This window comes from Salinifilum ghardaiensis, assembly GCF_054491345.1.
In genome coordinates, this window is the sequence record NZ_CM137101.1 from 1441162 (window position 1) to 1465945 (window position 24784).

At 71.0% G+C, this 24784-nt stretch carries 24 protein-coding genes; 12 read left to right on the forward strand and 12 right to left on the reverse strand.

Annotated elements, in window-relative coordinates:
* Window positions 1-48: 48 nt before the first annotated feature.
* Window positions 49-1419, reverse strand: a complete 1371-nt coding sequence (gene lpdA, locus ACVGV0_RS06490; RefSeq protein ID WP_459158949.1) for a dihydrolipoyl dehydrogenase — start codon at window positions 1417-1419, stop codon at window positions 49-51.
* 389 nt (window positions 1420-1808) lie between these two features.
* Here lpdA and ACVGV0_RS06495 point away from each other — a divergent pair, with 389 nt between their 5' ends.
* On the forward strand, window positions 1809-2153 hold the full coding sequence (locus ACVGV0_RS06495; RefSeq protein WP_459158950.1) for an oxidoreductase: 345 nt from the start codon (window positions 1809-1811) through the stop codon (window positions 2151-2153).
* Window positions 2154-2233: 80 nt separating this feature from the next.
* Here ACVGV0_RS06495 and ACVGV0_RS06500 read toward each other — a convergent pair whose 3' ends face one another.
* Entirely contained in the window at window positions 2234-3721 is a 1488-nt protein-coding gene (locus tag ACVGV0_RS06500; RefSeq protein ID WP_459158951.1) for a leucyl aminopeptidase, read from the reverse strand.
* A 369-nt stretch (window positions 3722-4090) separates the two neighbouring features.
* On the opposite strand from ACVGV0_RS06500, the gene ACVGV0_RS06505 reads away from it, so the two are divergent.
* The 3 genes from ACVGV0_RS06505 (at window position 4091) to ACVGV0_RS06515 (ending at window position 7177) form a co-directional block, all read left to right on the forward strand.
* Entirely contained in the window at window positions 4091-5263 is a 1173-nt protein-coding gene (locus ACVGV0_RS06505) for an amino acid permease (protein WP_459158952.1), read from the forward strand.
* A 5-nt stretch (window positions 5264-5268) separates the two neighbouring features.
* Window positions 5269-5937, forward strand: a complete 669-nt coding sequence (locus ACVGV0_RS06510; protein WP_459158953.1) for a DUF402 domain-containing protein — start codon at window positions 5269-5271, stop codon at window positions 5935-5937.
* A gap of 136 nt (window positions 5938-6073) precedes the next feature.
* Window positions 6074-7177: a branched-chain amino acid aminotransferase gene (locus tag ACVGV0_RS06515; protein WP_459158954.1), complete on the forward strand. Its 1104-nt coding sequence runs from the start codon at window positions 6074-6076 to the stop codon at window positions 7175-7177.
* 606 nt (window positions 7178-7783) lie between these two features.
* Here the strand turns inward: ACVGV0_RS06515 and ACVGV0_RS06520 are convergent.
* The 4 genes from ACVGV0_RS06520 to ACVGV0_RS06535 form a co-directional block, all read right to left on the reverse strand.
* Complete coding sequence (locus tag ACVGV0_RS06520) at window positions 7784-8533, reverse strand: adenosylcobinamide-GDP ribazoletransferase (protein WP_459158955.1); 750 nt, start codon at window positions 8531-8533, stop codon at window positions 7784-7786.
* On the reverse strand, window positions 8530-9645 hold the full coding sequence (gene cobT / locus ACVGV0_RS06525; RefSeq protein WP_459158956.1) for a nicotinate-nucleotide--dimethylbenzimidazole phosphoribosyltransferase: 1116 nt from the start codon (window positions 9643-9645) through the stop codon (window positions 8530-8532). The genes ACVGV0_RS06520 and cobT overlap by 4 nt, the downstream gene beginning before the upstream one ends.
* 35 nt (window positions 9646-9680) lie before the next feature.
* Complete coding sequence (gene cobU / locus ACVGV0_RS06530) at window positions 9681-10226, reverse strand: bifunctional adenosylcobinamide kinase/adenosylcobinamide-phosphate guanylyltransferase (protein ID WP_459158957.1); 546 nt, start codon at window positions 10224-10226, stop codon at window positions 9681-9683.
* A gap of 120 nt (window positions 10227-10346) precedes the next feature.
* The gene (locus ACVGV0_RS06535) at window positions 10347-10997 is read right to left on the reverse strand and encodes a DUF3043 domain-containing protein (protein WP_459158958.1); all 651 of its coding nucleotides are present in this window, start codon (window positions 10995-10997) and stop codon (window positions 10347-10349) included.
* Window positions 10998-11307: 310 nt separating this feature from the next.
* Between ACVGV0_RS06535 and ACVGV0_RS06540 the strand changes: the two genes are divergently transcribed.
* Window positions 11308-11667: a HesB/IscA family protein gene (locus tag ACVGV0_RS06540; RefSeq protein WP_459158959.1), complete on the forward strand. Its 360-nt coding sequence runs from the start codon at window positions 11308-11310 to the stop codon at window positions 11665-11667.
* Between the two features lie 116 nt (window positions 11668-11783).
* Here the strand turns inward: ACVGV0_RS06540 and ACVGV0_RS06545 are convergent, their stop codons facing one another.
* The 4 genes from ACVGV0_RS06545 to asnB form a co-directional block, all read right to left on the reverse strand.
* Window positions 11784-11999 carry an RNA-binding S4 domain-containing protein gene (locus ACVGV0_RS06545; protein ID WP_459158960.1) on the reverse strand — a complete coding sequence of 72 codons (216 nt, stop codon included), beginning with the start codon at window positions 11997-11999 and terminating at the stop codon, window positions 11784-11786.
* 155 nt (window positions 12000-12154) lie between these two features.
* A complete protein-coding gene (locus ACVGV0_RS06550) occupies window positions 12155-12895 on the reverse strand; it encodes a class I SAM-dependent methyltransferase (RefSeq protein WP_459158961.1) in 741 nt (246 codons plus the stop codon).
* Window positions 12896-12927: 32 nt separating this feature from the next.
* Window positions 12928-13863: a homocysteine S-methyltransferase gene (gene mmuM, locus ACVGV0_RS06555; protein WP_459158962.1), complete on the reverse strand. Its 936-nt coding sequence runs from the start codon at window positions 13861-13863 to the stop codon at window positions 12928-12930.
* Window positions 13864-14008: 145 nt separating this feature from the next.
* Entirely contained in the window at window positions 14009-15937 is a 1929-nt protein-coding gene (gene asnB / locus ACVGV0_RS06560; protein ID WP_459158963.1) for an asparagine synthase (glutamine-hydrolyzing), read from the reverse strand.
* Window positions 15938-16407: 470 nt separating this feature from the next.
* On the opposite strand from asnB, the gene ctaC reads away from it, so the two are divergent.
* The 3 genes from ctaC to ACVGV0_RS06575 all read left to right on the forward strand — a co-directional run bounded on the left by ctaC (window position 16408) and on the right by ACVGV0_RS06575 (window position 18225).
* Window positions 16408-17328, forward strand: a complete 921-nt coding sequence (gene ctaC, locus ACVGV0_RS06565) for an aa3-type cytochrome oxidase subunit II (RefSeq protein ID WP_459158964.1) — start codon at window positions 16408-16410, stop codon at window positions 17326-17328.
* A gap of 51 nt (window positions 17329-17379) precedes the next feature.
* A complete protein-coding gene (locus ACVGV0_RS06570; RefSeq protein ID WP_459158965.1) occupies window positions 17380-17778 on the forward strand; it encodes a cytochrome c oxidase subunit 4 in 399 nt (132 codons plus the stop codon).
* A gap of 162 nt (window positions 17779-17940) precedes the next feature.
* Complete coding sequence (locus ACVGV0_RS06575; protein WP_459158966.1) at window positions 17941-18225, forward strand: Lrp/AsnC family transcriptional regulator; 285 nt, start codon at window positions 17941-17943, stop codon at window positions 18223-18225.
* A 133-nt stretch (window positions 18226-18358) separates the two neighbouring features.
* Here ACVGV0_RS06575 and trpD read toward each other — a convergent pair whose 3' ends face one another.
* Window positions 18359-19420 (reverse strand): anthranilate phosphoribosyltransferase, encoded by a 1062-nt coding sequence (trpD, locus tag ACVGV0_RS06580; RefSeq protein WP_459158967.1) that lies wholly within the window; start codon window positions 19418-19420, stop codon window positions 18359-18361.
* A gap of 261 nt (window positions 19421-19681) precedes the next feature.
* On the reverse strand, window positions 19682-20086 hold the full coding sequence (locus ACVGV0_RS06585; RefSeq protein WP_459158968.1) for a hypothetical protein: 405 nt from the start codon (window positions 20084-20086) through the stop codon (window positions 19682-19684).
* Window positions 20087-20459: 373 nt separating this feature from the next.
* Between ACVGV0_RS06585 and ctaE the strand changes: the two genes are divergently transcribed.
* The 4 genes from ctaE to qcrB are packed head-to-tail and all read left to right on the forward strand — an operon-like array spanning window position 20460 to window position 24724.
* Window positions 20460-21071, forward strand: a complete 612-nt coding sequence (gene ctaE / locus ACVGV0_RS06590; RefSeq protein ID WP_459158969.1) for an aa3-type cytochrome oxidase subunit III — start codon at window positions 20460-20462, stop codon at window positions 21069-21071.
* Window positions 21072-21123: 52 nt separating this feature from the next.
* Window positions 21124-21930 (forward strand): cytochrome bc1 complex diheme cytochrome c subunit, encoded by an 807-nt coding sequence (gene qcrC / locus ACVGV0_RS06595; RefSeq protein WP_459158970.1) that lies wholly within the window; start codon window positions 21124-21126, stop codon window positions 21928-21930.
* Entirely contained in the window at window positions 21927-23054 is a 1128-nt protein-coding gene (gene qcrA / locus ACVGV0_RS06600) for a cytochrome bc1 complex Rieske iron-sulfur subunit (protein ID WP_459158971.1), read from the forward strand. The genes qcrC and qcrA overlap by 4 nt, the downstream gene beginning before the upstream one ends.
* Window positions 23051-24724 carry a cytochrome bc1 complex cytochrome b subunit gene (gene qcrB / locus ACVGV0_RS06605; protein ID WP_459158972.1) on the forward strand — a complete coding sequence of 558 codons (1674 nt, stop codon included), beginning with the start codon at window positions 23051-23053 and terminating at the stop codon, window positions 24722-24724. The genes qcrA and qcrB overlap by 4 nt, the downstream gene beginning before the upstream one ends.
* Window positions 24725-24784: the final 60 nt, after the last annotated feature.

A 24784-nucleotide genomic window follows, 5' to 3' on the forward strand; every position in this document is an offset into this window, starting at 1 on the left:
TTGACTCCTCGTGGTGTGGCGGGGTGCGGGCTGAATCCGGTGCCGAGGTCAGCCGTGCACGTGCAGCGGCTTGCCGGCCAGGGCGAGATGCGCCTCACCCAGAGCTTCGGACTGGGTGGGGTGCGCGTGCACCAGCGGAGCAACGTCCTCCGGGAGCGCTTCCCAGTTGTAGATGAGCTGGCCCTCGCCGATCAGTTCGCCCACGCGGTCGCCGATGAGGTGCAGGCCGACCACCGGTCCGTCGGTGACCCGCACCACCTTGGCCGCACCCGTCGTCTTGAGGATCTGGCTCTTGCCGTTGCCGGCCAGGTCGTAGGTGAACGCTTCCACCGAGCCGTGCTTTTCCTGGGCCTCGGCTTCGGTCAGGCCCACCGAGGCGACCTCGGGCCGGCAGTACGTCACGCGCGGGATCCCGGCCTCGTCGATCGCGGGCGGGGTGAGTCCGGCGATGTCCTCGGCGATGAACACGCCCTGCTGGAAACCGCGGTGCGCCAGCTGCAGCCCCGGAACGATGTCGCCCACGGCGTACACCCCGGAGACGTTCGTGCGCAGTCGTTCGTCGGTGCGAACGAACCCGCGCTCCATCTGGATGCCTGCCTCCTCGAAGCCGACCCCGGTGGTGCTCGGCCCGCGGCCGACCGCCACGAGCATGAGATCGGCCTCGTGCTGCTCACCGTTTTCCAGGCTGACGGTGACGCCGTCGGAGGTCTGCTCGGCGCCGGTGAACTTCACGCCGGTCTTGAACTTGATGCCCCGTTTGCGGAAAGAACGCTCCAGGCGCTTGGAGAGGAACTCGTCCTCGTTCGGCACCAGGTTCGGCAGCGCCTCGACCACGGTGACCTCGGCGCCGAAGGAACGCCAGACGCTGGCGAACTCCACGCCGATCACGCCACCGCCCAGCACAACGACCTTGTTCGGGACGTGGTCGAGGTTCAGCGCCTGCTCGCTGGCGATGATGCGTCCGTCCAGCTCCAGGCCCGGCAGCGTCTTGGAGTAGGAACCGGTGGCGAGAACGATGTTCTTGCCGGTGTAGCGCTCGCCGCCGACCTCGACGGTGTGGCTGTCCACCAGACGGCCTTCACCCTCGACGTAGGTCAGGTTGTGCGCCTTCGCCAACCCGTGCAGGCCCTTGTGGAGGCCTCCGACGACCCCGTCCTTGTAGGAGTTGACACCGGCCATGTCGATGCCCTCGAGGGAGGCCTTGACGCCGAACTGATCGGCTTCGCGGGACGAATCCGCGATCTCCGCGGCGTGCAGCAGTGCTTTGGTGGGGATGCACCCGCGGTGCAAACAAGTCCCACCGAGCTTGTCCTTTTCAATGAGGACGACGGACAGGCCGAGCTCGGCCGCGCGGAACGCGCAGGCGTAGCCCCCCGAACCGCCGCCGAGAATGACCAGATCGGCGGACGTGTCGGTCACTTTGCTCTCCTCGACAGGCATCGTTGACTCGCTGTTGGTGTCCGGCGGACCACGGGTCAACCACCGGACCCTGAAGGTCACCGGCCCATACGACATCTTGTCACCACGGCGGAACGACGTGCGATGTGGGCTCGGTGCTCATGCCCAGTGGTCGCTTGCAATGGCCGGGCCATCGGGTGATCTGGTCAAACCCGGGTACAACCCTGTTCGAGCGCCCTATCGCCGATGGCATCATCAACGTACGGGACCGGTGGATTGTTCCGGAACATCCACCTCGGAGTGGCGAGCCGCACAGCAGTTGGCGGTGCGGAGGCGGTGTCCTGTTGCGTGGCGGTGGGTACGCGGACGCGCGCCCGGTGCGGGCAGGGCAGTGCGGGCAGGAGGTAAGCGTGGGTCTGTTCGATCGCCTGCGGAGGAAACGCCGGTCCAGGGGAGTTCGGTCGGCGGACTCGCAGGACGTTGACCACCTCGTTGCCTGGGCCGGACAGCGGCACGGCGTCGAGGGCTACCTCGAGCCGCGCACCGCGGTCACCGAGACGACCCTCATGCTGATAGCCCATGACGGAGAGTGGACGCGTCGGCGTGTCGACGGGCCCGGCGCGGGGTTCAAACTTACCCGCAAGATCGGTGTGCCCTGCTACGAAGTGACCAAGGTCGGATATCCCCAGCGGATGCGCGACTACCAGGCGCGGCAGCGCATCCTGCGCAAACGCGGGATGCAGTCCGGGAACTGATCCGCCGCCCCGCGGCCCCGGCGCAGGTGGTTCCCGCCGGGACCGCGGTGCACGCTCCGGACAGCGACCCGCCGCCGGGCTCAGCCCCGCTCGGCGATGTCGGCGAGCACGGCGGCCAGCGTGCGCACCGGCACACCCGTCCCGCCCTTCGGGGTGTAGCCCCACACCGAGTTCGTGTTGTAGGCCGGGCCCGCCACGTCGATGTGCGCCCACGAGACCCCGTCGGCGACGAACTCCTCGAGGAAGTGACCGGCCACGAGCATGCCGCCCCAGCGCTGCCCCGTCACGTTCGTCATGTCCGCCAGCTTCGAGTCCAGCTCTCCGCGCAGCTCCTCCGGCAACGGCATCGGCCAACCGTTCTCCCCGACGGCGCGCGACTTCTGGGCCACCCGGTCCCGGAACTCCTCGCTGCCCATGATTCCCGGAGTTCGGTTGCCCAGCGAGACCACCTGGGCCCCGGTGAGGGTGGAGGTCTCCACGAGGTAGTCGGGACTGTCCTCGCAGGCACGGCTGATCGCGTCGGCGAGGATCAGGCGTCCCTCGGCGTCGGTGTTGAGCACCTCGACCGTTGTGCCGTTGTACATGCGCAGCACATCGCCCGGACGGTAAGCGCTGCCGGAGGGCATGTTCTCCGCCATCGGTACCGTGGCGGTGATCTCCAGCGGGTAGTGCAGCTTGGCCGCGAGGACCATCGTCGCCACCACGGCCGCCGCGCCCGCCATGTCGGAGGTCATGTCGGGCATGCCGGGGCCGGGCTTGAGCGAGATCCCGCCCGTGTCGAACGTGATCCCCTTGCCGATGAGCGCGACCTTCGAGGCGGCCTTCGGCCCCGAGTACCGCAGCCGCACCACGCGCGGCGGGCGGACGGAACCCGCGCCGACTCCGAGCACGCCTCCGTAACCGTGCTTGCGGAGGTCGTCTTCGTCCAGCACGTCCACCTCGAGCCCGGCGCTCTTGGCGAGATCGCCGGTGCGTTCAGCGAACGCGGCCGGGTAGAGGTCGTTCGGCGGCGTGTTGACCAGGTCCCGCGCGAGGTTGACCGCTTCGGCGATCGCGCCGGCGCCCTTGAGCGTGGACCGCTCCTGCTCCTGGACGTCCGGCACGACGAACTCCACGGAGCCGACCGGCGCCTCGTCGGAGGTCGACTTGTACTCCCGGTACGAGTAGGCCCCCATCACGGTTCCCTGCACCGCCGCCGACAGGTCCAGGGCGGACAGGGTGGTGGCCGCGCGTTCCGTGCCCGCCAGCGCGCGTGCGGCGGCACCGGAGGCGCGTCGCACGGTCTCGGTGCTCACACCGTCCTCGCCGGGCTTGCCGAGCCCCACTCCGAGCAGCACGTCGGCCTGGCAGCGGGAGCTGGCGGGCAGACGGGTGACCTCCTCGGCGTTGCCGGTGGCTCCCATGGTGCTGAGCACATCGGCCAGCGAGCCCGGGAAGCAGTCCGCGACGGACTCGCTTCCGGGCGCCGGTTCCGGGCCGTCCGCGCCGTTGACGAGGCCGAACACGATCACGTCGGCGGCCAGCTTGCCCAGCGGTGCGTCGCTCAGGGTGAGGTTCGGGTTGTTCACGTGGCTCCTCCGGATCACGAGATGCGCTGTTCCCGGCCCGCGTGTCGGGGGAGCGCGGTCCCGCGCAGGCGCAGCGCTGCGGTGAGCCGCGTTCCCGCCATCGAGGCATCGGGTGTTCACCCGCACTGTAGAACGAGTGCGGGCGGCGGCCTCGCCGGTCGCGCCGACCCACCGTCCGAAGGGCGCTCGGTAGGCTGAACGAGCGGCTGCGGCGCGGGGCCGCGCAGCGGGTGCAGAATCAACCGACGGATGGCTGTCAGACCCGATGTGCTCTGCGAGGGTGGTCGCGTGTCCCCTTGTGCCGGCGCCGTTGAGACTCCCCGTGGCCGGTCGAGCACCACGCGGGCCCTTCCGTGCACGCTCGGCGCGATGCTCGGGGCCGGGGTGCTGCTCGCTCCCGCACCCGCGATGGCGGCGGCGGGGAGGTGGTTGCCGCTGAGCGTGCTGCTCGCGGTGGCCACCGCAGCCTGCACGGCGGTGGCCGCGACGCACCAGGGGGCGATCTACCGCTCGCCGGCACCGTCCTACGCCTGCACCCGTGCCCGCCTGGGCGTGGTACCGGGGCGCATCAGCGCGAGCACCTCGCTGGTGGGGCAGATCGCGGCCACGGCTGTGCTCGGTCGGCTCGTCGCCGAGCTGCTGTTCCCGGCCGCACCCGCGGCGATGGCGCCGATGGTGATCCTCGGAAGCGTCGTCGCCACCGTGGCCGGAGCGCGCATTCGCGGCGGGGTGGCGTGGGCCTGGCTCGCGGTGACCCTCGCGACTCCCGTGCTGGTAGCGGCCACCGGATTCGCGATCGCACCGCCGGAGGCGCCTGCGGCCACGCCGAGCTCCGCCGGAGCTCTCGGGGTCACCGGAGCAGCCGGGGTGCTCTGCTTCGCGTTCTTCGCAGGCGGAAGAGCGTCCACGCCGGATGCAGCCGGCGGGGGCGGCGTCGGGGGTCGTGTCGCCGCCCTGTCGCTGCTGGGGACGACGGGCGCGCTCGTGCTTTTCCTCGCCGCGTGCGTGCACCAGCTCGGGTCGGCTCGGTTGGCCCTCTCGGAGAATCCGCTGCGCGACGTGCTCACCGCAGCCGCCGCGTCCGATCTCGTCCCGCTGGTCAGCTCGCTGGCCGCGGTGGGACTCCTGCCCGCGTTGCTCGCGGCCCTGGACGGGGTGCGCGGTACCGCGCGGGCGGTGCTCGAGGAGCGCGATCTGCCCGGTGTGCTGGGCCGCACCGGGGGGTCGGGAAGGCCCTACCTGCTCGACCTCTCCGGCGGGGTGCTCGCGGCGTGCCTCGCAGCACTCCTGGGACCCGTGAGCGCGATGGTGTTCGCGGCGTGCTGCCTGCTCGTGCACTGCGCCCTGACGAACGCCAGTGCACGCTTGAGCCTGCACGACCGCACGGCGCCGCGCGTGTGGGCGGCCCGCACCACCTGCGCGGGGATGGGGCTGTCGGTGGTCCTGTTCATGAGCATGCCGGTGCACGCGCTGCTGGCGACGGCGGGGACCGCGGCGGCGGGGCCGATCGTTGCCGGAGTCTACACACGCCGCTGGAGTTGAGGTCCATGCTCGACAACGCTCACCCGGCCGGAACCGCCGCAACGGCGGCGACCGTCACCTGGCACTACGGCAGCCAGATCTTCTACCGGTTCCGCCGTCTGGACGGCTCGCTCGGAACCGTGCACCCGGCGCGCGTGCTCGACGACGACGGTGACCGGATGCTCTGCTGGGTCGTGGCCGGCACCCCGATCCGCATCACCACCTCGCCCGACGGGCGCACCCCGCGGCAGCTTCCCGTGGACGAACGGTTCCGCGTGTCCCGCGTTCCCGCGCGCTCGACGTGGTCCGGCACGTCGACGCTGCGGCTCGTCTACAGCCACCGGTGGGCCTCGGTGTGGTGGTTCTTCGACGCGGACGGGTCCTTCCGCAACTGGTACGTCAACCTCGAGGTGCCGCTCGGGCGCGACGCGGCCGGGGTCGATCGGACCGACGGTGTGCTCGACGTCGAGGTCTTCCCGGACCGCAGCTGGCGGTGGAAGGACGAGGACGAGCTCGCGCCCGCGCTGGCGGCCGGGCGGCTCGGGCGGGCGCACCTCGATCGGCTCCGCCTCGAAGCCGACCGGATGATCGCTCTGGCCGAGGCCGGCCAGTTCCCGTTCGACGGCACGTACTGCACGGAGTGCCCCGATCCCGACTGGCCGCTCGCCGAACTCCCCGCCGAACTGCTGTCCTGAGCGCGGGAGGGGAGCGCTCCGGGGTCGAACCGGGACGTGGCCACCGCGCACCGGCGGTGCGCACAGCGCGCAGTCCTGCCCGTGTGCCCCGGTACTGCGCTTTTCAGGCGACGAGCGGGCGCGATACGGTACGCACATGAGTGGAGCACTGCCTTTTACCCGGATTCAGAACGATCAACCGACCTCGCCGGAGCGGCGCTCGGAGGTACTCGAGAATCCGGGATTCGGGCAGTTCTTCACCGACCACATGGTGACGATCCGCTGGTCCCAGGAGAAGGGCTGGCACGATGCGCGCGTCGAGCCGTACGGGTCGCTGACCTTCGATCCGGCGACGACGGTCCTGCACTACGGCCAGGCGATTTTCGAGGGGCTGAAGGCCTACCGGCAGCCCGACCGCTCCGTCGCGGCGTTCCGTCCGGAGGCCAACGCTCGCCGTTTCCAGTCCTCGGCGCGACGCCTGGCGATGCCGGAGATGCCGGAGGAACTGTTCCTCGCCTCGCTGCAGGAGCTGCTCGCCGTGGACGGCGAGTGGGTTCCCGAGGAGGGGGAGAGCGCTCTCTACCTGCGGCCGTTCATGATCTCCACGGAGGTCAGCCTCGGCGTCAACCGCCCGTCGAACAGCTACCTCTACGTGCTGCTGGCGTCCCCGGCAGGCTCGTACTTCGCCGGTGGCGTCAAGCCGGTCACCGTGTGGCTCAGCCACGAGTACGTGCGCGCCGCACCGGGTGGAACGGGCGCCGCGAAGTTCGCCGGGAACTACGCCGCGTCGTTCGCGGCGCAGCAGGCCGCCGTTGAGCAGGGCTGCGACCAGGTCGTCTGGCTCGACGCTGCCGAGCGGCGGGTGGTCGAGGAAATGGGCGGCATGAACCTGTTCTTCGTGCTCGGTTCGGGCTCCGAGGCGCGTCTCGTGACGCCGGAGCTGAGCGGGAGCCTGCTGCCCGGCATCACGCGCGAGTCCCTGCTGCAGTTGGGCAGGGACCTGGGAATGCCGGTGGAGGAGCGCCGCATCACCACGGACGAGTGGGAGAAGAAGGCCAACAGCGGCGAACTGAGCGAGGTGTTCGCCTGCGGGACCGCCGCCGTGATCACGCCCGTCGGGCACGTCAAGCACCGCGACGGGGCGTTCACGATCGGCGACGGCAGCCCGGGTGAGATCTCCATGAAGCTGCGGGAGCACCTGACCGGGATCCAGCACGGGGCGACCGCGGACGCGCACGGATGGATGACCCGGCTGGCCTGATCACCGCCTGATCGGTGGCAGGTGGGCAGGACCGGATCCGGGGAGGGGAGCGGTGCGGTCCTGCCCACCCGTCCGAGGCACCGCAGTGCGGCGCCTCCGCCGGGAAGGCGGTTTATCCACTGTGGACTTGTCAAGGATCCGTGGGCGTGCGGAGGGGCGAGCACGTGCTGCGCTGCACCGCGCATCAGCGCACGGGTGGCGGTCGCTGCCGCAGGCCTCCGTCCTCATCGGAGCGAGTCGAGTGGGCGGAACCGCACCACCTGCCGAGAGGCCGGGAGGTGCGCCGCGAGTCGGAGCACGAGCGCGCGACCTCGGGACGGCGCGACGTAGCCGGGGCATCCGCGTGCGTTGTGGACGGTTGAGGCGGCTTCGTGCGGAGGTTCCTCGTCGAACGCATGTGCCCACCATGCCGCGGGCGTTCGGGAGCGTGCCACCGGAAACGCGTCTCGCCATCTCATCGTGTGAAACTCGTGTTCGACTGCATCAGGTGGTCCTCGCCTCGGGCGGGCCTGCCGCTTCGGTGCAGGTCATCGAGCCCCGCAGGTCTCGAGCCCCAGCCTTGCCGGGGGAGCGGCCGAGCGTTCGCCGCTTCGGCCGGGGTTCACCTCAGAAGGGGAGCGAGCCGACCGCCAGCGCGATCGTGACGCCCAATTCGCTGGCGGCACCGAGGATGTCCCCTGTGATCCCGCCGAAGCGGGTGCGCACGTGGTGCACGAACGCCCACAGGGCCGCGCCCGCGAGGACCACGGCGAGCGCACCGGACAGGGATCCGCCCAGCGCGCCGATCCCCGTCAGCACGACCCACCAGGCGGCGACGGCCCAGTTCGGCTGCGTGCCCGCGACCAGCGCCCCCATGCCCTCCTGGCGGGCCGCCGGCACACCCCGCCGGCAGCACAGCGTGCACCCGGCGCGCCCGACAGCGCAGGCGACGACGATGAACAGCCACTGCCCGGCACCGGCCAGCGCGGCCAGGGACACCGCCTGGATCCCCGCGGTCAGCACCAGCGCCACCACCGCGAACGGGCCGGTGCTGCCGTCGCGCATCACGTCCAGCGCGCGTTCCGGCGGCCCGTAGCAGCCGAGCCCGTCCACAGCGTCGGCGAGCCCGTCGAGGTGCATGCCCCGCGTCAGCAGTGCCAGCAGGGCCACGCCGAGCAACCCCGCGAGCAGCCCCGGGGCCCCCAGCAGGCCGAGCACCGCCAGGGCGAGCGCGGTGATCCCGCCCAGCAGCCCACCCACCACGGGGGCGAAGGAGATGGCCTGATGCGTGGTGCGCGCGTCCACGCGATCGGTGCCGAGCGGCAGGACGCTCAGCCAGGAGACCGACAGCCGGAACCCGTCACCCGCGGACGTCACAGCTGCTGGTCCTGCGGGCTCGGCCCCGACGCCTCCGCAGCGCCGGGGCCGCCGACCCCGGCCTCGGCGAAGGTCGCCATCTCGCGCAGCACCCGGACGGCGGCGGTGAGCACCGGCAGCGCCGTGACGGCCCCGGAGCCCTCGCCGAGCCGCATCCGCGCGTCCACGAGCGGCTCGAGGTCGAGGTGCTCGAGCACCGCGGCCGAGCCCGGCTCGGCCGAGCGGTGCCCGGCCAGCCACCACCGGTGCGCGCCCGGCGCGAACTCCTCGGCGACGAGCGCCGCTGCTCCGAGGACGAAGCCGTCGAGCACCACCGGGGTGCGGCGCACGGCCGCCTGCGCGAGGAAGCCGGCGAGCCCGGCGATGTCCGCCCCGGCGGAGGTGCGCAGCAGGGCGAGGGGATCGGTGAGCACCGGTCGGGCCCGCCGCAACGCGTCCCGGATCGTCGCCGTCTTGCGCATCCACGCACGGTCGTCGATGCCGGTGCCGCGGCCCACGACCGCCACCGGTTCGCGGCCGGTCAGCGCGGCGATCAGCACCGAGGCGGGAGTCGTGTTGCCGATGCCCATGTCCCCTCCGACGAGGAGGTCCGCACCGGAGTCGACCTCCTCGTCGGCGATCGCGCGCCCCGCCCGCACGGCCGCTTCGGCCTCCTCGGGGGTCAGCGCGTCCGCGCGGTCGATCTCCCCCGAGCCGCGCCGGACCTTGTGCGTGCTGATCGCCGCGGGGGTCTCGGCGTCCACCGCCATGTCCACCACGCGCACGCTCGCCCCCGCGTTCGCCGCGAGCACGTTGACCGCCGCGCCGCCGGCGAGGATGTTGTGCACCATCTGGGCGGTGACGTCCCGCGGGTAGGCGGAGACCCCGCCGGTGGACACGCCGTGGTCCCCGGCGAACACGACGACGCGCGGCCGGGAGAACGGACGCGGCGGGCACACGCCCTGCCGCGCGCTGACCCACACGCCGAGCTCCTCCAGCCGGCCGAGGGCACCAGCTGGTTTCGTCAGCTGCTCCTGGCGGGCCACGGCCTGGCGGCGCGCCTGCTCATCGGGCTCGGGAACGGCGGGGAACGAGGCGGGCGGCGCAACGCCGCCGGTGGGTTCGGGGGACACCGGCATACCTCCGGGGGTCGGGTGCGGGGAAGTGGTCAGCGCAGCCGCAGCGGAACTCCGGCCACGAGCAGCTCGACTCGCGCGCACAGCTCGGCCAGCTGCGCGTTGGACGCGCCGAGCTCGTCGCGGAACAGCCTGCCCGCACGTGTTCCGGGCACGACTCCGAGGCCGACCTCGGCGGAGACGAACACCAGGTTCGACGGGCTCGCCCGGGCCGCTTCGAGCACCGCAGCGCGGTGCCGCTCGACCCGGCGCAGAGCCGCGTCCTCCCGGTCCCACGCCCCGGTGTCGTCCAGCACCCCGGTCAACCACGTCGCCATGTCGTCGACGAGCACGGTCCGGTCGGCAGCGCTCGTGCGCAGGGCCCGGGCGAGGGCGTCGGAGTCGGGCGCCTCCACGGTGCGCCAGTGCTCCGGGCGGCGGGCGCGGTGCTGCTCGATGCGCGCTGTCCACTCGCCGTCCGCGGGGTCCTGGCGCGCTGTCGCGACGTAATCCACCCGGTCGGCGGCGGAGACCAGGCCCTCGGCGTGCGCGGACTTGCCCGAGCGGGCACCGCCCAGGACCAAGGCGTGTTCCGCCACCACAGACCTCCTGTCTCGAGTGCCCCGCAACGCTACCCGGGCCGGGAGGCGGGAGCGCAGCACCCGGCCCGCGGTGTGATCCGGTTCGCCGCACCGGGGCGGAGGAGCGCTACCGCGGGCTCACCGGAGCTGGTGGGCGTCCTTCGGGGTGAGCCGCGGCCGCGGCACGCGCAGCTTCCGGATCTGCATCGCCCGCGTGAACGCGTACCAGCCCAGGGAGAACGGGCGGTCCTTCGAGTCGGGGTACTTCGCGCGCACCCGCTTGTTCACGTGCCGCGCGAGCAGCGTGCCCTCGACGACCATCGTCAGCAGCAGGATCAGGCACAGCAGGGTGGCGTACTGCTGGATCAGCACGTTCTGGGTGAGGGTGATGGCGAACACCACGAGCACCAGGGGCATGAACAGGCCCATGAGGTGCCGCCGCGTGTCCACGACGTCGCGCACGTACGCCCGGACCGGGCCCTTGTCCCGCGGCATGAGGTAGCGGTCGTCGCCCTGCATCATGCGTTCCCGGCGTTCGGCCGCTGCCTTTTTGCGCTCCTGCTTCGTTCCGCGGGAGCGTTTGATCGCTTCCCGCTGGTTCTTCGGCGGCGGGGACACGGGGCCGCGTCGCCCCTGGGAGTCGCGACGCTTCGGCGTCGGGCGGCCCTTCTTCGGGGTGTGCCCGCCGCTGCCCTCCGGGGCGGACTGGGCAGCCTCGGCGTCGGAACGTCCGTTCGCGGTGGTGGCGGGCGTGGTCTGCGCAGTGTTGTTACGGCGGAGGAACCTCACACCACCAGGGTATTCGACCGGTCCGCCCCTTCGTCAGCAGCTCGGGCAGCAGCAAGTCCCCAGGGCATCGGGCCGGTGGTGGTAGCGTGGGACGCGTTCCGCGCTGCCCGACTGCTCGCCCGGCTGGGGCGCAGCGGGCGATCACCGGCCGGTGCTGATGCCGCGGCCGGTCTGCTGCGGGTGATTCAGCAGGTTCACCGCAGCCGCGGCCCGGGCATCTGTGTCACCATGGGCCCGGGAATATCCGGATCGGCGATATGGTTGCAGCAGCCGCCGGATTCGGATTGAACGAGACCGCTAGGGAGAGTCCATGACCGCCCAGGACACCATGACGGAGGCGCCGGCGCACGGGGTTACGCTGACCGACTCGGCCGCCCAGAAGGCCAAGGCGCTGTTGGAGCAAGAGGGTCGCGACGACATGCACCTGCGCATCGCGGTCCAGCCCGGTGGTTGTGCCGGCCTGCGGTACCAGCTGTTCTTCGACGAGCGCTCGCTGGACGGGGACGCGCGCGTGGACTTCGCCGGCCTCGGCGTCGTCGTCGACCGGATGAGCACCCCGTACCTGCAGGGTGCGGTGATCGACTTCGTGGACAGCATCGAGAAGCAGGGCTTCACGATCGACAACCCCAACGCGGGCGGTTCCTGCGCCTGCGGTGACTCGTTCCACTGACGAGGTCGGTTCCCCGAGCACGAGGGCCGGTGCCGGTCACCGGCCCTCGACGCATCTCGGGGCCTGGTACCTCGTGGCCCTGGGCGTACCTGTGGTCCGACGTGCCGGGCCTCTCCTCACGAGCCCGCGGCGACTCGCACCGTCTCGCCGTGCACGGTGACCTCGTCGCCGATCCGCAGCGGGCGGCCGCGCCGGGTCTCCGTCTCCCCGTTGACCGCGACGAGCCCGTCACCGATCACCACCTTCGCCTCGCCGCCGTGCTCGACCAGTCCGGCGAGCTTGAGCAGCTGACCCAACCGGATCTCCTCGTCGCGAATGGGAATCTCCCGCATGAGGTCCATTCTCCTCAGGCGCGGACGTCCCGCGGACGCGGGTGAGCGGTCCGTGCGCGCGGTCACCGCAGCGCCGATCGGACGAGGGCCGGCCCGGTGGGATCTGCAGCCCCGGGCGGGTGCTGACGCGGCCCCGCCGCCGGCTGGAACCGCGGTCAGCGGACGGCGACGACGACCATGCGCGCGTGGTGCTCCGTCAGCGCTGCACCGTCCGGGCCGCAGCCGTGGACCTCGCGGAAGCCGGCGCCCGTCAGCCAGTCCCGCAGCTCGGGGAAGCCGAGCAGGCGCACGGTGAACGCGGTGCGCCGCGCCCGGCCGTCGCGGACGACGGTCCTCTCGGTGCGGATCTGCTGCGTCAGCGGGTCGAGCCGCGGCTGGTCGACGAGCAGGTCCCCGTCGCGCTCGCGCACCACGGACGTGCTGAACGCACCCATCATGCCGAGCGGGTTCATCAGCTCCAGCGCGAAGCGCCCGCCGGGGCGCAGCACCCGGGCCACTTCGTCGAGGACGCGGCGGTTCTCCTCGTCGGAGAAGTAGCCGAACGAGGTGAACCAGCTGAGCACGGCGTCGAACCCCTGCTGGAAGGGCAGGCTGCGCATGTCGCCCCGGACGTAGGCGGTGGTAACACCGCGCTCGGCCGCGTCCCCGCGGGCCAGGTCGAGGAACTCCTCCGCGGTGTCCACTCCCGTCACGTGCGCGCCGCGCTCCGCGATCCGGTTCGCCAAGCGCCCGTGCCCGCAGGCCAGGTCGAGCACCCGAGTGCCGCGGTCGATGTGCAGCAGCCGTTCCACCAGTACCGCCTCACGGTCGCTGCGCTGCGCCGACAGCTCCGGTTCGTAGAAGTAGAGGTAGTCGGCGTCGAACACCTCGGAGGCGGTGAACTCGGACTCGGTCATGGGGACCTCCGCGGGTCGCGTCCTCGGCCCACTCAGTGTGGATCACCCCACGCGCCGCTCGTGCCGGGGTGCAGCACCCGGCTGAGCGCGGCGATCTCGGCGGTGCCGACCCGGCAGCAACCACCGATGAGGCGGGCGCCCTCCGCGCACCAGTCCCGGGCCGTCGAGGGGTCCCACCGCGCGGGGCCGGTCCACTGCCCGCGCATCGCGTCCCAGCCCTCGCCGCTGTTGGGGTAGGCGATGACGGGTTTGCCGCTGACTCGGTGCGCCAGGGCCACGGCACCGGTCACGTCGGCAGGGCTCGAGCAGTTCACCCCCGCGGCCAGCACGGTGTCGTTGCCCCGTGCCACGGAGAAGGCGTCGTGCAGCGGCTGACCGGCCCGCGTGCGCTCGCCCGCGATGCTGAAGGACAACCACACCGGCAGGCCGATGTCGGCGACCGCGTCGAGCAGCGCCTCGGCCTCGTCCACGTCGGGAACGGTCTCCAGCGCGAGCAGATCCGGTCCGGCTTCCGCGAGCGCTTCCACCCGGGGGCGGTGGAAGTCCCGGAGCTGGCGCACGGTCAGTCCGTAGCGGCCCCGGTACTCGGATCCGTCGGCGAGGACGGCGCCGTACGGACCGACCGAGGCGGCCACCCAGCACGGCTCGGCCACCGCCTCCGCCGCCTTCGCGGCCAGCTCGACGCTGCGGTGCAGCAGGGCACGCGTCTGGCGGCGGCCCACGCCCCGCTCGGCGAAGCCGTCGAAGCTCGCCTGGTAACTGGCGGTGGTGGCGACCCGCGCACCGGCCGCGAAGAAGGCCCGGTGGGCGGCGTGGATCTCATCGGGGGCGTCGGCCAGCAGCCGCGCCGACCAGAGGGGGTCGCGCAGATCGTGCCCCCGGGTTTCCAGCTCCGTGGCCAACCCGCCGTCGAGCACGACGGGGTCGTCGAGCACGACGGGGTCGGAGTCCAGCGAAACGGCGTTCACCTGCGTGAACGTACCGCACGCCCCCCGGCCGGAGCAGTTGTTCGGAACACTCCGGCAGCACCGCCTCCGGTGCTGTCCCGAACCGCCTCAGGTGCTGCGGGGTCGGGTGCTGCGGGGCCGGGCGGTGCTGCCGGAGTGGTGCGCCTCAGAGGCGGACCGGGTACTGCGGCTCCGGGATCGCCGGGCGGATCCGCCCCTCCACGAAGATCCCGTGCCAGATCATGAACACCAGCAGCGCCCACAACCGGCGGCTGTGGTCGAGCACGCCGGACCGGTGCTCCTCCAGCAGGCTCAGCACGGCCGTGCGGTCGAGCAGGTGGTCGGTCTGCGACTGCTGGACGATGTCGCGGGCCCAGTCGTGCATCTCGTCCTTGAGCCAGTGCCGGATCGGCACCGGGAAGCCGAGCTTGCGCCGGTTGAGCACGTGCGACGGGACGACCTTGCTCAGTGCCTGCCGCAGCGCGTACTTCGTCGTCTCGTTGGTGACCTTCTGCTCCAGCGGGATGGTGCGCGCGACGCGGAACACCTCGTTGTCCAGGAACGGAACGCGCAGCTCCAACGAGTTCGACATGGTGATCTTGTCGGCCTTGACCAGGATGTCGCCGCGCAGCCAGGTGAACAGGTCGACGTGCTGCATGCGGGTCACCGGGTCCCAGCCCTCCGAACGCCGGTAGGGCTCGCGGGTGACGTCCTGGTGGGCCACCCCCGGGTCGAAGGCACGCATCAGCCCGCGCAGCTGGTCGTCGCGGAAGATCCGCGCGTTGCCGTAGTAGCGGTCCTCCAGGTTCAGCGATCCGCGCCGCAGCAGGTCCTTGCCGCGCACGCCCTCCGGAATGGCCGTGGAGACCTTGCCCATCGCCTTGCGCAACGTTCCCGGCACCCGCTCGAACGGGGCCAGCGACAGCGGTTCCCGGTAGATCGAGTAACCGCCGAAGAGCTCGTCCGCGCCCTCCCCGGAGAGCACGACCTTCACGTGCTGGCGCGCCTCGTTCGCGATGAACCACAGCGGCACCAGCGCCGGATCGGCGACCGGGTCGTCCAGGTACCACACGATCAGCGGCAGCGTGCGCATCATCTCCTCGGCCGAGACCGTGCGCACCACGTGCTTGACCCCGATCGCCGCGGCGGACTCGGCGGCGACGTCCACTTCGGAGTATCCCTGCCGCTCGAACCCGGTGGTGAACGTGACGAGGTTCGGGTTGTGCTCCTTGGCCAGCGCGGCGATCGCGGTGGAATCGATCCCGCCGGAGAGGAAGGCGCCGACGGTCACGTCCGCGCGCATGTGCTTGGACACGGAATCGCGCATCACGTCGACGATCTCGTCGTGCAGCCGGCGCTCCTCGACCTCGCTGTTGATGGTGCGCGCCTGGAACGCCGGGTGGAAGTAGCGCTCCGTGCGCACCTCGCCACCAGGGGTGACGGTGAAGGAGGTGCCCGACTCGATGCGGCGGACGGAGCGGTGCAGCGACTCCGGTTCGGGCACGTACTGCAGCAGCAGGTAGTGCTGGAACGCGCGGTGGTCCACGCTCTGGTCGAGCCCCAGCGCGCCGGTCAGCGTCAGCAGGCTCTTCTTCTCGCTGGCGAAGGCCGCCCCGCCCGGACCGGCGGCGTAGAACAGCGGCTTGATCCCGAACGGGTCCCGTGCGCCGAAGATCTCGCGGCGCTCGTTGTCCCAGATCAGGAAGGCGAACATCCCGCGCAGGCGCTCCAGCGCCGCGGAGCCGAGGTAGTGGTAGCCGGCCACGACGACCTCGGTGTCGCCGTCGGTGTTGAACTGCGCGCCGTGCTGCTCGCCGAGCTCGGACCGCAGCTCGAGGTAGTTGTAGATCTCACCGTTGAACAGGATCGTGTAGCGGCCGGGGTTCTCCGGCGGGCCCCAGTGCAGGGGCTGGTGGGAGTGTTCCAGGTCGATGATCGACAACCGGTTGAACCCGAAGACGGCTTCGCCGCCCTGCCACGTGTCGCTCTCGTCGGGTCCCCGGTGGCGCTGGCAGGGCAGGGCCCTGGCCACGGCGTCGGTCGCGCTCCGAGCGTGTTGCTCGCTGGGGCAGATCAGTCCAAGTAGGCCGCACACGCGTCTGCGCACCTCTCGTGTCGGCGGTGTCGTTCAGCTTGCTCGAGTCGGGACGGGTGTGCGCCGAACCCCCACCCGGCGCGCGTCCTGCACGCCAGTATGCCCGCTCCGGAACCGGCGAGCCGACCGACGGGGTCCCCGTGCGCGGGAAGCGCTCACCCGCAGGAGTGATCTCGGTCTCGATCAGCGCGGTGCGCGCGCGTTTCCTCCTGCGCCCGCGCGCAGGCGCCTCCCGCGCCGGCGCGTGCGTGCGCGCCCAAGGGCGCTGGGCAGCGCCGCAGAATCCCCCGAAGGGGATCCGACGTCGGGGACTTCGGAGACGAAAAGCGTCCGCGCGTGGCGGCCCCCGAAGCAGTATGGCGACTACACCTGGGCTACGCTCTGGCGCAGAATTCCGGCGGCGATCGGCCCGCCCGAGCGGGGCGGTCACGGCTGCACCGGTGAGTTTCACACTGAGGAGGCGTCGCGCAGTGGGCCTGAAGGAGGGGACCCGAGTGCCACGGCTGGTCAAGGTCGCTGGGCTGATCGGCCTGGTAGGTGTCGCGGCAACGGGCTGCACGACCGACGAGGTCCTGCGGTTCGGTTGGCCCCAGGCAGTCACCCCGCAGGCCGAGGCGATGCGCCAGTTGTGGACCTGGTCGGTGATCGCGGCACTCGCGGTGGGCGTGATCGTCTGGGGCTTGATCTTCTGGTCGGTGGCCTTCCACCGGAAGAAGAGCACGGACGAGGAGCTGCCGCGCCAGTTCCAGTACAACGTCCCGCTGGAGATGATCTACACCGCGCTCCCGTTCGTGGCCATCGTGGTGCTGTTCTACTTCACCGCGGTCAACCAGAACTACGTCCTGGCCGAGGAGCAGGAACCGGACCAGACGGTGAACGTGACCAGCTTCCAGTGGAACTGGGAGTTCGAGTACCCGGGCTACCGGACCCCGAACGGCGAGCCGGTGCGCACCGTGGGCAGCAGTGACGAGATCCCGCTGCTGGTGCTGCCGACGGGGCAGAACATCGAGTACCGCCTGCGGTCCACCGACGTCATCCACTCGTTCTTCGTTCCGGAGTTCCACTTCAAGCGGGACACCTTCCCGCACCCGGAGAAGAACAACCAGGACAACGTCTTCCAGAACACCATCGACCGGGAAGGCGCCTTCGTCGGTCGCTGTGCCGAGCTGTGCGGCACGTACCACGCGATGATGAACTTCGAGGTCCGCGCGCTGTCGCCGGACAAGTTCGACCAGTACATGCAGCTGCGGACCCGGGTCAACCCGCAGACCGACGAGCCCTACACCGCTGCGGAAGCGCTGGATGAGATGAACTGCGGTGAGCTGTGCAGTCCGCAGGCGACCACCGGTGTCCCGTTCAACGAGGCGAGCGCTTCCGGCGCGGCGAGCTGAACGGCTATCGAGGGCGCCCGGTAGGGCGGACGGCGTGAGAGCGAGGACTCCATGAAGGTCGAAGCGAAGATCTTCAACTACATCACGGCTTTCTTCTTCCTGTCGGCGATCGTCTACGGCTTCTGGTCGAGGGAACCGGTCGGGACCGTGGCGTTGATCCTGGTGGGCTGCTTGGCGCTGCTCATCGGGACCTACTTCCAGTTCGTCGCCCGGCGCATCGCGGCGCGTCCCGAGGACGACCCCGAAGCCGAGATCAGCGACGGCTCCGGCGAGCTGGGCTTTTTCAGCCCGGGCAGCTACTGGCCCTTCGCGCTGGGTCTGTCCTGCGCGTTCGTCGGTGTGGCCATCGCGTTCTTCCACGTGTGGATGATCGTGTTCGCCACGGCGTTCGTGCTGATCACGGTCGCGGGGCTCGTCTTCGAGTACCACGCCGGCCCGAGCCACGACTGACGTCTGCTCCGATGGCGCGCGGTCCCGAACCGGGGGTTCGGGACCGCGCGTTCGTATGGGACGCGGACCATGGGTGCGGACCACCCGCACCGCCGCGCGCGAGGTGACACGCTCGCGCGGCGGACGAGAGCCCCGTGCGGCGGACGAGACAGGAGGGTTGCCATGATCACCGCGATCGTGCTGATTCACACGGCAGCGGACCAGGTGAGCGAGGCCGCGGAGGCCATCGCGGACCTGGACGCGGTCAACGAGGTCTACTCCTGCGCGGGGGACGTGGACCTCATCGCGCTCCTGCGGGTCCCGCAGCACGAGGACCTGGCCGAGATCGTCCCCGGGCGGATCAACAAGGTCCCGGGCGTGCGGTACACGACGACGCACATCGCGTTCCGCTCGTACTCCCGCCGCGACACCGAGGCGACGTTCTCCCTCGGCATGGAGGAGGGGTGAGCGCTCCGCACCGCTGCCGGGGCGGGTCGTAGCGGGGCGCCGGCCTGGTCGCGCCAGGTGAGTGCAGGTCCCGCCACGCCCGGGTCGGGCCTTCCCGCGCGTGCGGGGAGCGGCTCGGAAGCGTCGGGGGCGGTCAGGGCGAGCTGCGCTGCCCCTGCTCCGCGCGCAGCTGCGCCGTGCGCGCCACCCAGCGCTCCAGCAGTTCCCCCGCGGCTCCCGAGTCGACCGCGGCTGCTGCTCGTTCCAGGGCCGCGCGCAGCTGGGCGTGCAGGTCCTCGCCCGGGCCTTCGCGGGCCACCACGGCCCCGGCGGCGTTGAGCAGCACCGCGTCGCGCACGGAGCCCGTGCGGCCCGCGAGGAGCGCGCGGACCGATTCCGCGTTCACCGCGGGGGTACCACCGCGGAGCTGCTCCGATCCGGTCAGCGGCACGTCCAGCTCGCGCGGATCGAGGCGGTGCTGCCGCACGGCGGCGTCGCGGACCACCCAGATCGTGCTGGGGGCGGTGGTGGTGATCTCGTCCATGCCGTCGTCGCCGCGCACGAGCAGCACCGAGTTGTTCCGCGCGGCGAACACGTCCGCCAGCACGGGAGCGAGCCGAACGTCCGCGCACCCGATCAGCCCGGCGGAGGGACGTGCGGGATTGGTCAGCGGTCCGAGCGCGTTGAACGCGGTCGGGATGCCGAGCTCCCGGCGGGGGCCGGCCGCGTGCTTCATCGCCGGGTGGAACACGGGTGCGAAGCAGAAGCCGATCCCCAGCTCGTCGATGCACCGCCGGACGGCCTCCGGCGGCAGCTCGATGTCCACCCCGAGCTCTTCCAGCACGTCGGCGGTGCCGCAGCTGGAGGAGGCGGCGCGGTTGCCGTGCTTGACCACCGGTGTTCCCGTCGCGGAGGCGACGAGCGCGGCCATGGTGGAGATGTTCACGCTGCCGCTGCGGTCGCCGCCGGTGCCGACGATGTCGACCGCTTCCCGCTCGATCGGCAGGGGGCGGGCGTGGTCGAGCATCGCATCGGCCATCCCGCGGATCTCCGCTGCCGTCTCCCCCTTGGCGCGCAGCGCGACGGCGAAGGCGGCGATCCGCTCCGGTGAGGCCTCCCCGGACATGATCAGGTCCATCGCCCAGGCGGTGTCCTCGACGGACAGATCACGGCCCGAGACCAGGCTGTTCAGCAGCTCCGCCCAACTTCCCGCCATCGTCGCCACAGCCGTCGCTTCCTTCCGGGGTCGCGTATACCCGAACGGTACCGGAACGCGGCGGGAGCACTGCTGCCCGGCGGGCGCGCTCGCGCCCGCGGACCTGCGGGAACACGCCCCGGCCGGGACGGGCGGGTGACCGATCGCGGCTGCCCGCGGGCTGGCAGCGGTAGGGGCGCAGCGTCCGGGCGGAGCCCGATCCTGCAGCTGCCGCGGTGTGCTGCCCGCGGGCGGAGCCCCGTCCTGCTCGCCGCGGTGCCGTCAGGTGCGGGCCGCGGCGGTGTGCCCGCGGAGCACGTCGGCGACCGTCTCCGCCGCCGACAGCGGGTCGAGCGGGTGCACCAGCACGGCGTCCGCCTGCGACCACGTGGCCAGCCAGCGGTCGTCCCTGCGCCGCACCGTGACCAGCATCGGGGGGCAGCGGGTCAGCTCGTTCTTCAACTGGCGCGCCACCCCCATGCCGCCGGTGGGCTGCGCCTCCCCGTCGAGGACGAGCAGGTCCGCCCGCCCGGCGTCGGCCTCGGCGACCACGTCGGCCACGCCCGAGGCCTCCACGTAGGTCAGGCGCGCCAGGTCGGGAGCGGGGCGGCGGCCGATCGCCGAGATGATCGCCTCGCGGACCTCGGGACGGTGGCTGAACACGACAACGGTGGTCGGGGTGCTCATCGGGCGCTCCTCTGCTCGACGCTCTGCTCGGCACCACGCGGGTCGGGAGTGGCCGGCTGCGTACCGACAGTAGCCGACCGGTTGTCCAGATCATAGCGGCGGCGCAGATCACATCCGCAAAAGATCACACTCCGGGCGGGATCGGCCGGCGCAGCGGCGGGGCGCGCACCCGGTCGGAGCCCCCGGATGTCCGCGGCGGTGGTGCGCGCCCCCGCCGCCGTCACGTGCGGTGATCGTCATGGCGCCCGGTGTTGCGCAGGCAAGGGGTTCGTGCGCGGCCGTGTGCACCGTGCGTCACCTCGACGGTGCTGCCCGATCACGCTGCGGCCACTGGGTGGACCCGAGAGCGCGCGCGGAAAACGTGCAAGACATAATGCGTCGCGTGACAACGGCAGCGCCCTCAATCAGTCAACGCGTGCACTCGCTGAACCGGCCGAACATGGTCAGCGTCGGGACCATCGTGTGGCTGGCGAGCGAGTTGATGTTCTTCGCTGGGCTCTTCGCCATGTTCTTCACGGTGAAGGCGCAGAACGAGGGCGAGTGGCCCCCACCGCCCGCGGAACTGAACCTCGCCTACGCCCTCCCGTTCACGATCATCCTGGTGGCGTCGTCGCTGACCTGCCAGTGGGGTGTGTTCGCGGCGGAGCGCGGCGACGTCTACGGCCTTCGCCGCTGGTACGTGATCACGTTGATCATGGGAACGATCTTCGTGCTCGGCCAGGCCGGTGAGTACTACACGCTGATCGCGGAGCACCACACGACGATCGCCTCGTCGGCCTACGGCACGGTCTTCTACATGACGACCGGCTTCCACGGTCTCCACGTGATCGGTGGTTTGCTCGCGTTCGTCTTCCTGATCATCCGGACGAAGCTCAGCAAGTTCACGCCGGCCCAGGCGATCTCCGCGATCGTGGTGTCGTACTACTGGCACTTCGTCGACATCGTGTGGATCGGCCTGTTCGCCGTGATCTACCTCGTGCCGTAGGCAGCGGAAGTACTCGAACCACCCGAACCGGACAGCAAGGGTTGCCGCACTCATGACCACCAAGAAGAAACGGAACCGCACGGGCTCAAAGCTCCGGCGGCGGCTTTCCGGTGTACTGGCGTTGGGCATCGCCCTGGTGGGCGCCGGTGGGCTCTACACCGTCGTGACTCCCGAGCCGGAGACCGCCCATGCCCAGGCGGAGCCGGCTCTGGTGCGCGAGGGGGAGCAGCTCTACAACAACGCGTGCATCACGTGCCACGGCTCGAACCTGGAAGGTGTCGAGGACCGCGGCCCGAGCCTCGTCGGGGTCGGCGAGGCCGCCGTGCACTTCCAGGTGGCCACCGGCCGGATGCCGATGGTGCGCCAGGAAGCGCAGGCCAGCCGCAAGCCGCCGAAGTTCTCGCCGGAGGAGATCGACGCCATCGCCGCCTACGTGCAGCGGCACGGCGGCGGACCGAAGTCCCCGGAGGAGAGCGGCGAGGCCCTGCGCGGTGACGACCCCGCCCGCGGTGGCGAGCTGTTCCGGTTGAACTGCGCGTCGTGTCACAACTTCACGGGCCGGGGCATCGCCATGTCCGAAGGCAAGTACGCCCCGAGCCTCGACGAGGCCAGCGAACGCGAGATCTACGAGGCGATGAAGACCGGTCCGCAGAACATGCCGAAGTTCTCCGACCGGCAGCTGACCCCGGAGGAGAAGCAGGACATCATCGCCTACGTGAAGTCGGTCACCAACGGCCCGAACAACCCGGGTGGTAACAGCCTCGGCGGCTACGGCCCCGGCCCGGAGATGATCGTGGCGTGGGTCGTCGGCCTCGGCGCGCTGATCGGCATCACCCTGTGGATCGGAGCCAGGGCATGAGTGAGCAGAAGAGGGAATACACCGAGGCCGAGCTGGCCGAGATGAGCCGCGACGAGAAGGTGCGGCTCGGTTTGGCGCTCGACGACGTCGAGCTCGTGGACTACCCGGACCCCTGGCCGGTGCAGGGGACCCGCGCCGAACGGCGGGCCGAGCGGTGGGTCGCGCTGTGGTTCTCCATCGCGGGCCTGTCCGCCCTGGCGTTCATCGCGGTGTTCCTGTTCTGGCCGTGGGAGTACGTCAATCCGCTGGAGGACGAGCGCGGGCACTTCATCTACTCGATGTACAACCCGCTGATCGGCTTCTTCCTCGGGCTGTCGATCCTGGCGGTCGGCATCGGCGTGGTGCTGTACCAGAAGAAGTTCATCCCGCACGAGACGGCGGTGCAGCAGCGGCACGACGGCCACGCTTCCAGCGAGACGGACCGGCAGACCACCGCGGCGCTGCTCGCCGACGCCGGCAGCCGCAGCGGGATCGCCCGCCGGTCGATGATCAAGCGCTCCGCCGGCTTCGGCGTCGGCGCCTTCGGCATCGGCGCCGGCGTCTACGCCCTCGGCGGTCTCGTCCGCAACCCGTGGAGCGGGGAAGCGGCCGGCACGCTGGAGCACACCGGCTGGGCCTCGCCGCACGGCGAGAAGACCTACCTGCGGCGCGACACCGGTGATTCGCACGAGATCTCGCTGGTCCGCCCCGAGGACATCGACGCGGGCGGTTTCGAGACGGTCTTCCCGTTCCGCGAGTCGATGCGGCACAACGAGGAAGAGCTCGCCGAGGCGATGCACAAGGGTGACGCGCCGGTCATGCTGATCCGGCTGCGCCCCGGGTCGGCACCGGTCAAGCGCAAGGGCCACGAGGACTTCAACTACGGCGACTACTACGCCTACTCGAAGATCTGCACCCACCTGGGCTGCCCGACCTCGTTGTTCGAGCAGCAGTCCGGGCGCCTGCTGTGCCCGTGCCACCAGTCGCAGTTCGACGTGGTGCACACCTACGCCAAGCCCGTGTTCGGACCGGCGACGCGCGCGCTGCCGCAGTTGCCGATCACGGTCGACGAGGACGGGTACTTCGTGGCGCGGGGCGACTTCACCGAGCCCGTGGGTCCGGCATATTGGGAGCGCAATTCATGAGTTCGATCACCACGCCCACGAAGCCGGAGAGCGCTGCCTACCGGAAAGCCGCCCAGGCCTCCGACGAGCTGGACAGCCGGTTCCAGCTCGCGCCCGGTATGCGCAGGCAGCTCAACAAGGTCTTTCCGAACCACTGGTCGTTCCTGCTCGGCGAGATCGCCCTCTACACCTTCATCCTGCTGCTGATCACGGGCACCTACCTGGCGTTCTTCTTCGACCCGTCGATGGCCGAAGTGGAGTACCAGGGCGTGTTCACGAACCTGCGCGGCGTGGAGATGTCCCGGGCGTTCGAGAGCACGTTGGACATCTCCTTCGAGGTGCGCGGCGGGCTCTTCGCGCGGCAGCTGCACCACTGGGCGGCGCTGCTGTTCCTCGCGTCGATGGTGGTGCACATGTTCCGGATCTTCTTCACCGGAGCGTTCCGCCGCCCGCGCGAGACGAACTGGATCATCGGCATCCTGCTGTTCATCACCAGCATGTTCGAGGGCTTCACCGGCTACTCGCTGCCGGACGACCTGCTCTCCGGCACCGGTGTCCGGATCGCCTCGGGCATCACGATGTCGGTGCCGGTGGTCGGTACCTGGATGCACTGGATCCTCTTCGGCTCGGAGTTCCCCGGAACCGAGTTCGTCCCGCGGTTCTACCTGATACACGTGTTCGTGCTGCCCGGCATCATCCTGCTGCTGATCGCGGTGCACCTGGCGCTGGTGTGGTACCAGAAGCACACCCAGTTCCCGGGCGTGCGGCGGACCGAGAGCAACGTGGTCGGCGTGCGGATCATGCCGGTGTTCGCGGTCAAGGCCGGCGGTTTCTTCGCGATCGTGACCGGTGTCTGCGCCATCATGGCCGGCGTCTTCCAGATCAACGGCGTGTGGAACCTCGGGCCGTACCTCGCCTCGCAGGTCTCGGCCGCTTCCCAGCCCGACTGGTACATCCTCTGGACGGAGGGCTCGAGCCGGTTGTGGCCCGCCTGGGAGGTCTACCTCGGTCCGTTCACCATCCCGGCGGCGTTCTTCCCGACCGCGCTGTTCATGGGGCTGATCTTCGGGGTCGCCGCGGCCTACCCGGCCCTCGAGCGGAAGCTGACCAAGGACGACGCGCACCACAACCTGCTGCAGCGCCCGCGCGATGCTCCGGTGCGGACGAGCCTGGGCGCGATGGCGGTCTCGTTCTTCGTCCTGCTGCTGCTGTCCGGTATCAACGACATCATCGCGTTCCAGCTGGACATCTCGTTGAACGCGACGACGTGGGCCGGCCGCATCGGGGTGCTCATCGTGCCCCCGATCGCCTACTACGTCACCTACCGGATCTGCCTGGGCCTGCAGCGGTCCGACCGCGAGGTCCTCGAGCACGGCATCGAGACCGGCATCATCAAGCGGCTGCCGCACGGCGAGTTCATCGAGGTGCACCAGCCGCTGGGGCCGACCGACGAGCACGGTCACCCCGAGCCGCTGCCGTACCAGGGCGCTCCGGTGCCCAAGCGCATGAACAAGCTCGGCGCCGCGGGCAAGCCGCGGCCGGGCAGTCTGCTGCGGCCGGACCCGCCGGAGGAGACCGAAGCGCTGGAGCGCGCGCACGCGGAGCAGCACGAGCAGCCCGAAGGCGCCGAGCGCGCAGAAGGCACCGAGCGCGAGGTGACCTCCCGGGGCTCGTCGAGCTCGCACGAGTAAGGGCCCTCGCACGCGCGAGGCCGCCCGGTCAGCAGCGAGGCCGGTCAGCAGCGAGGCCCG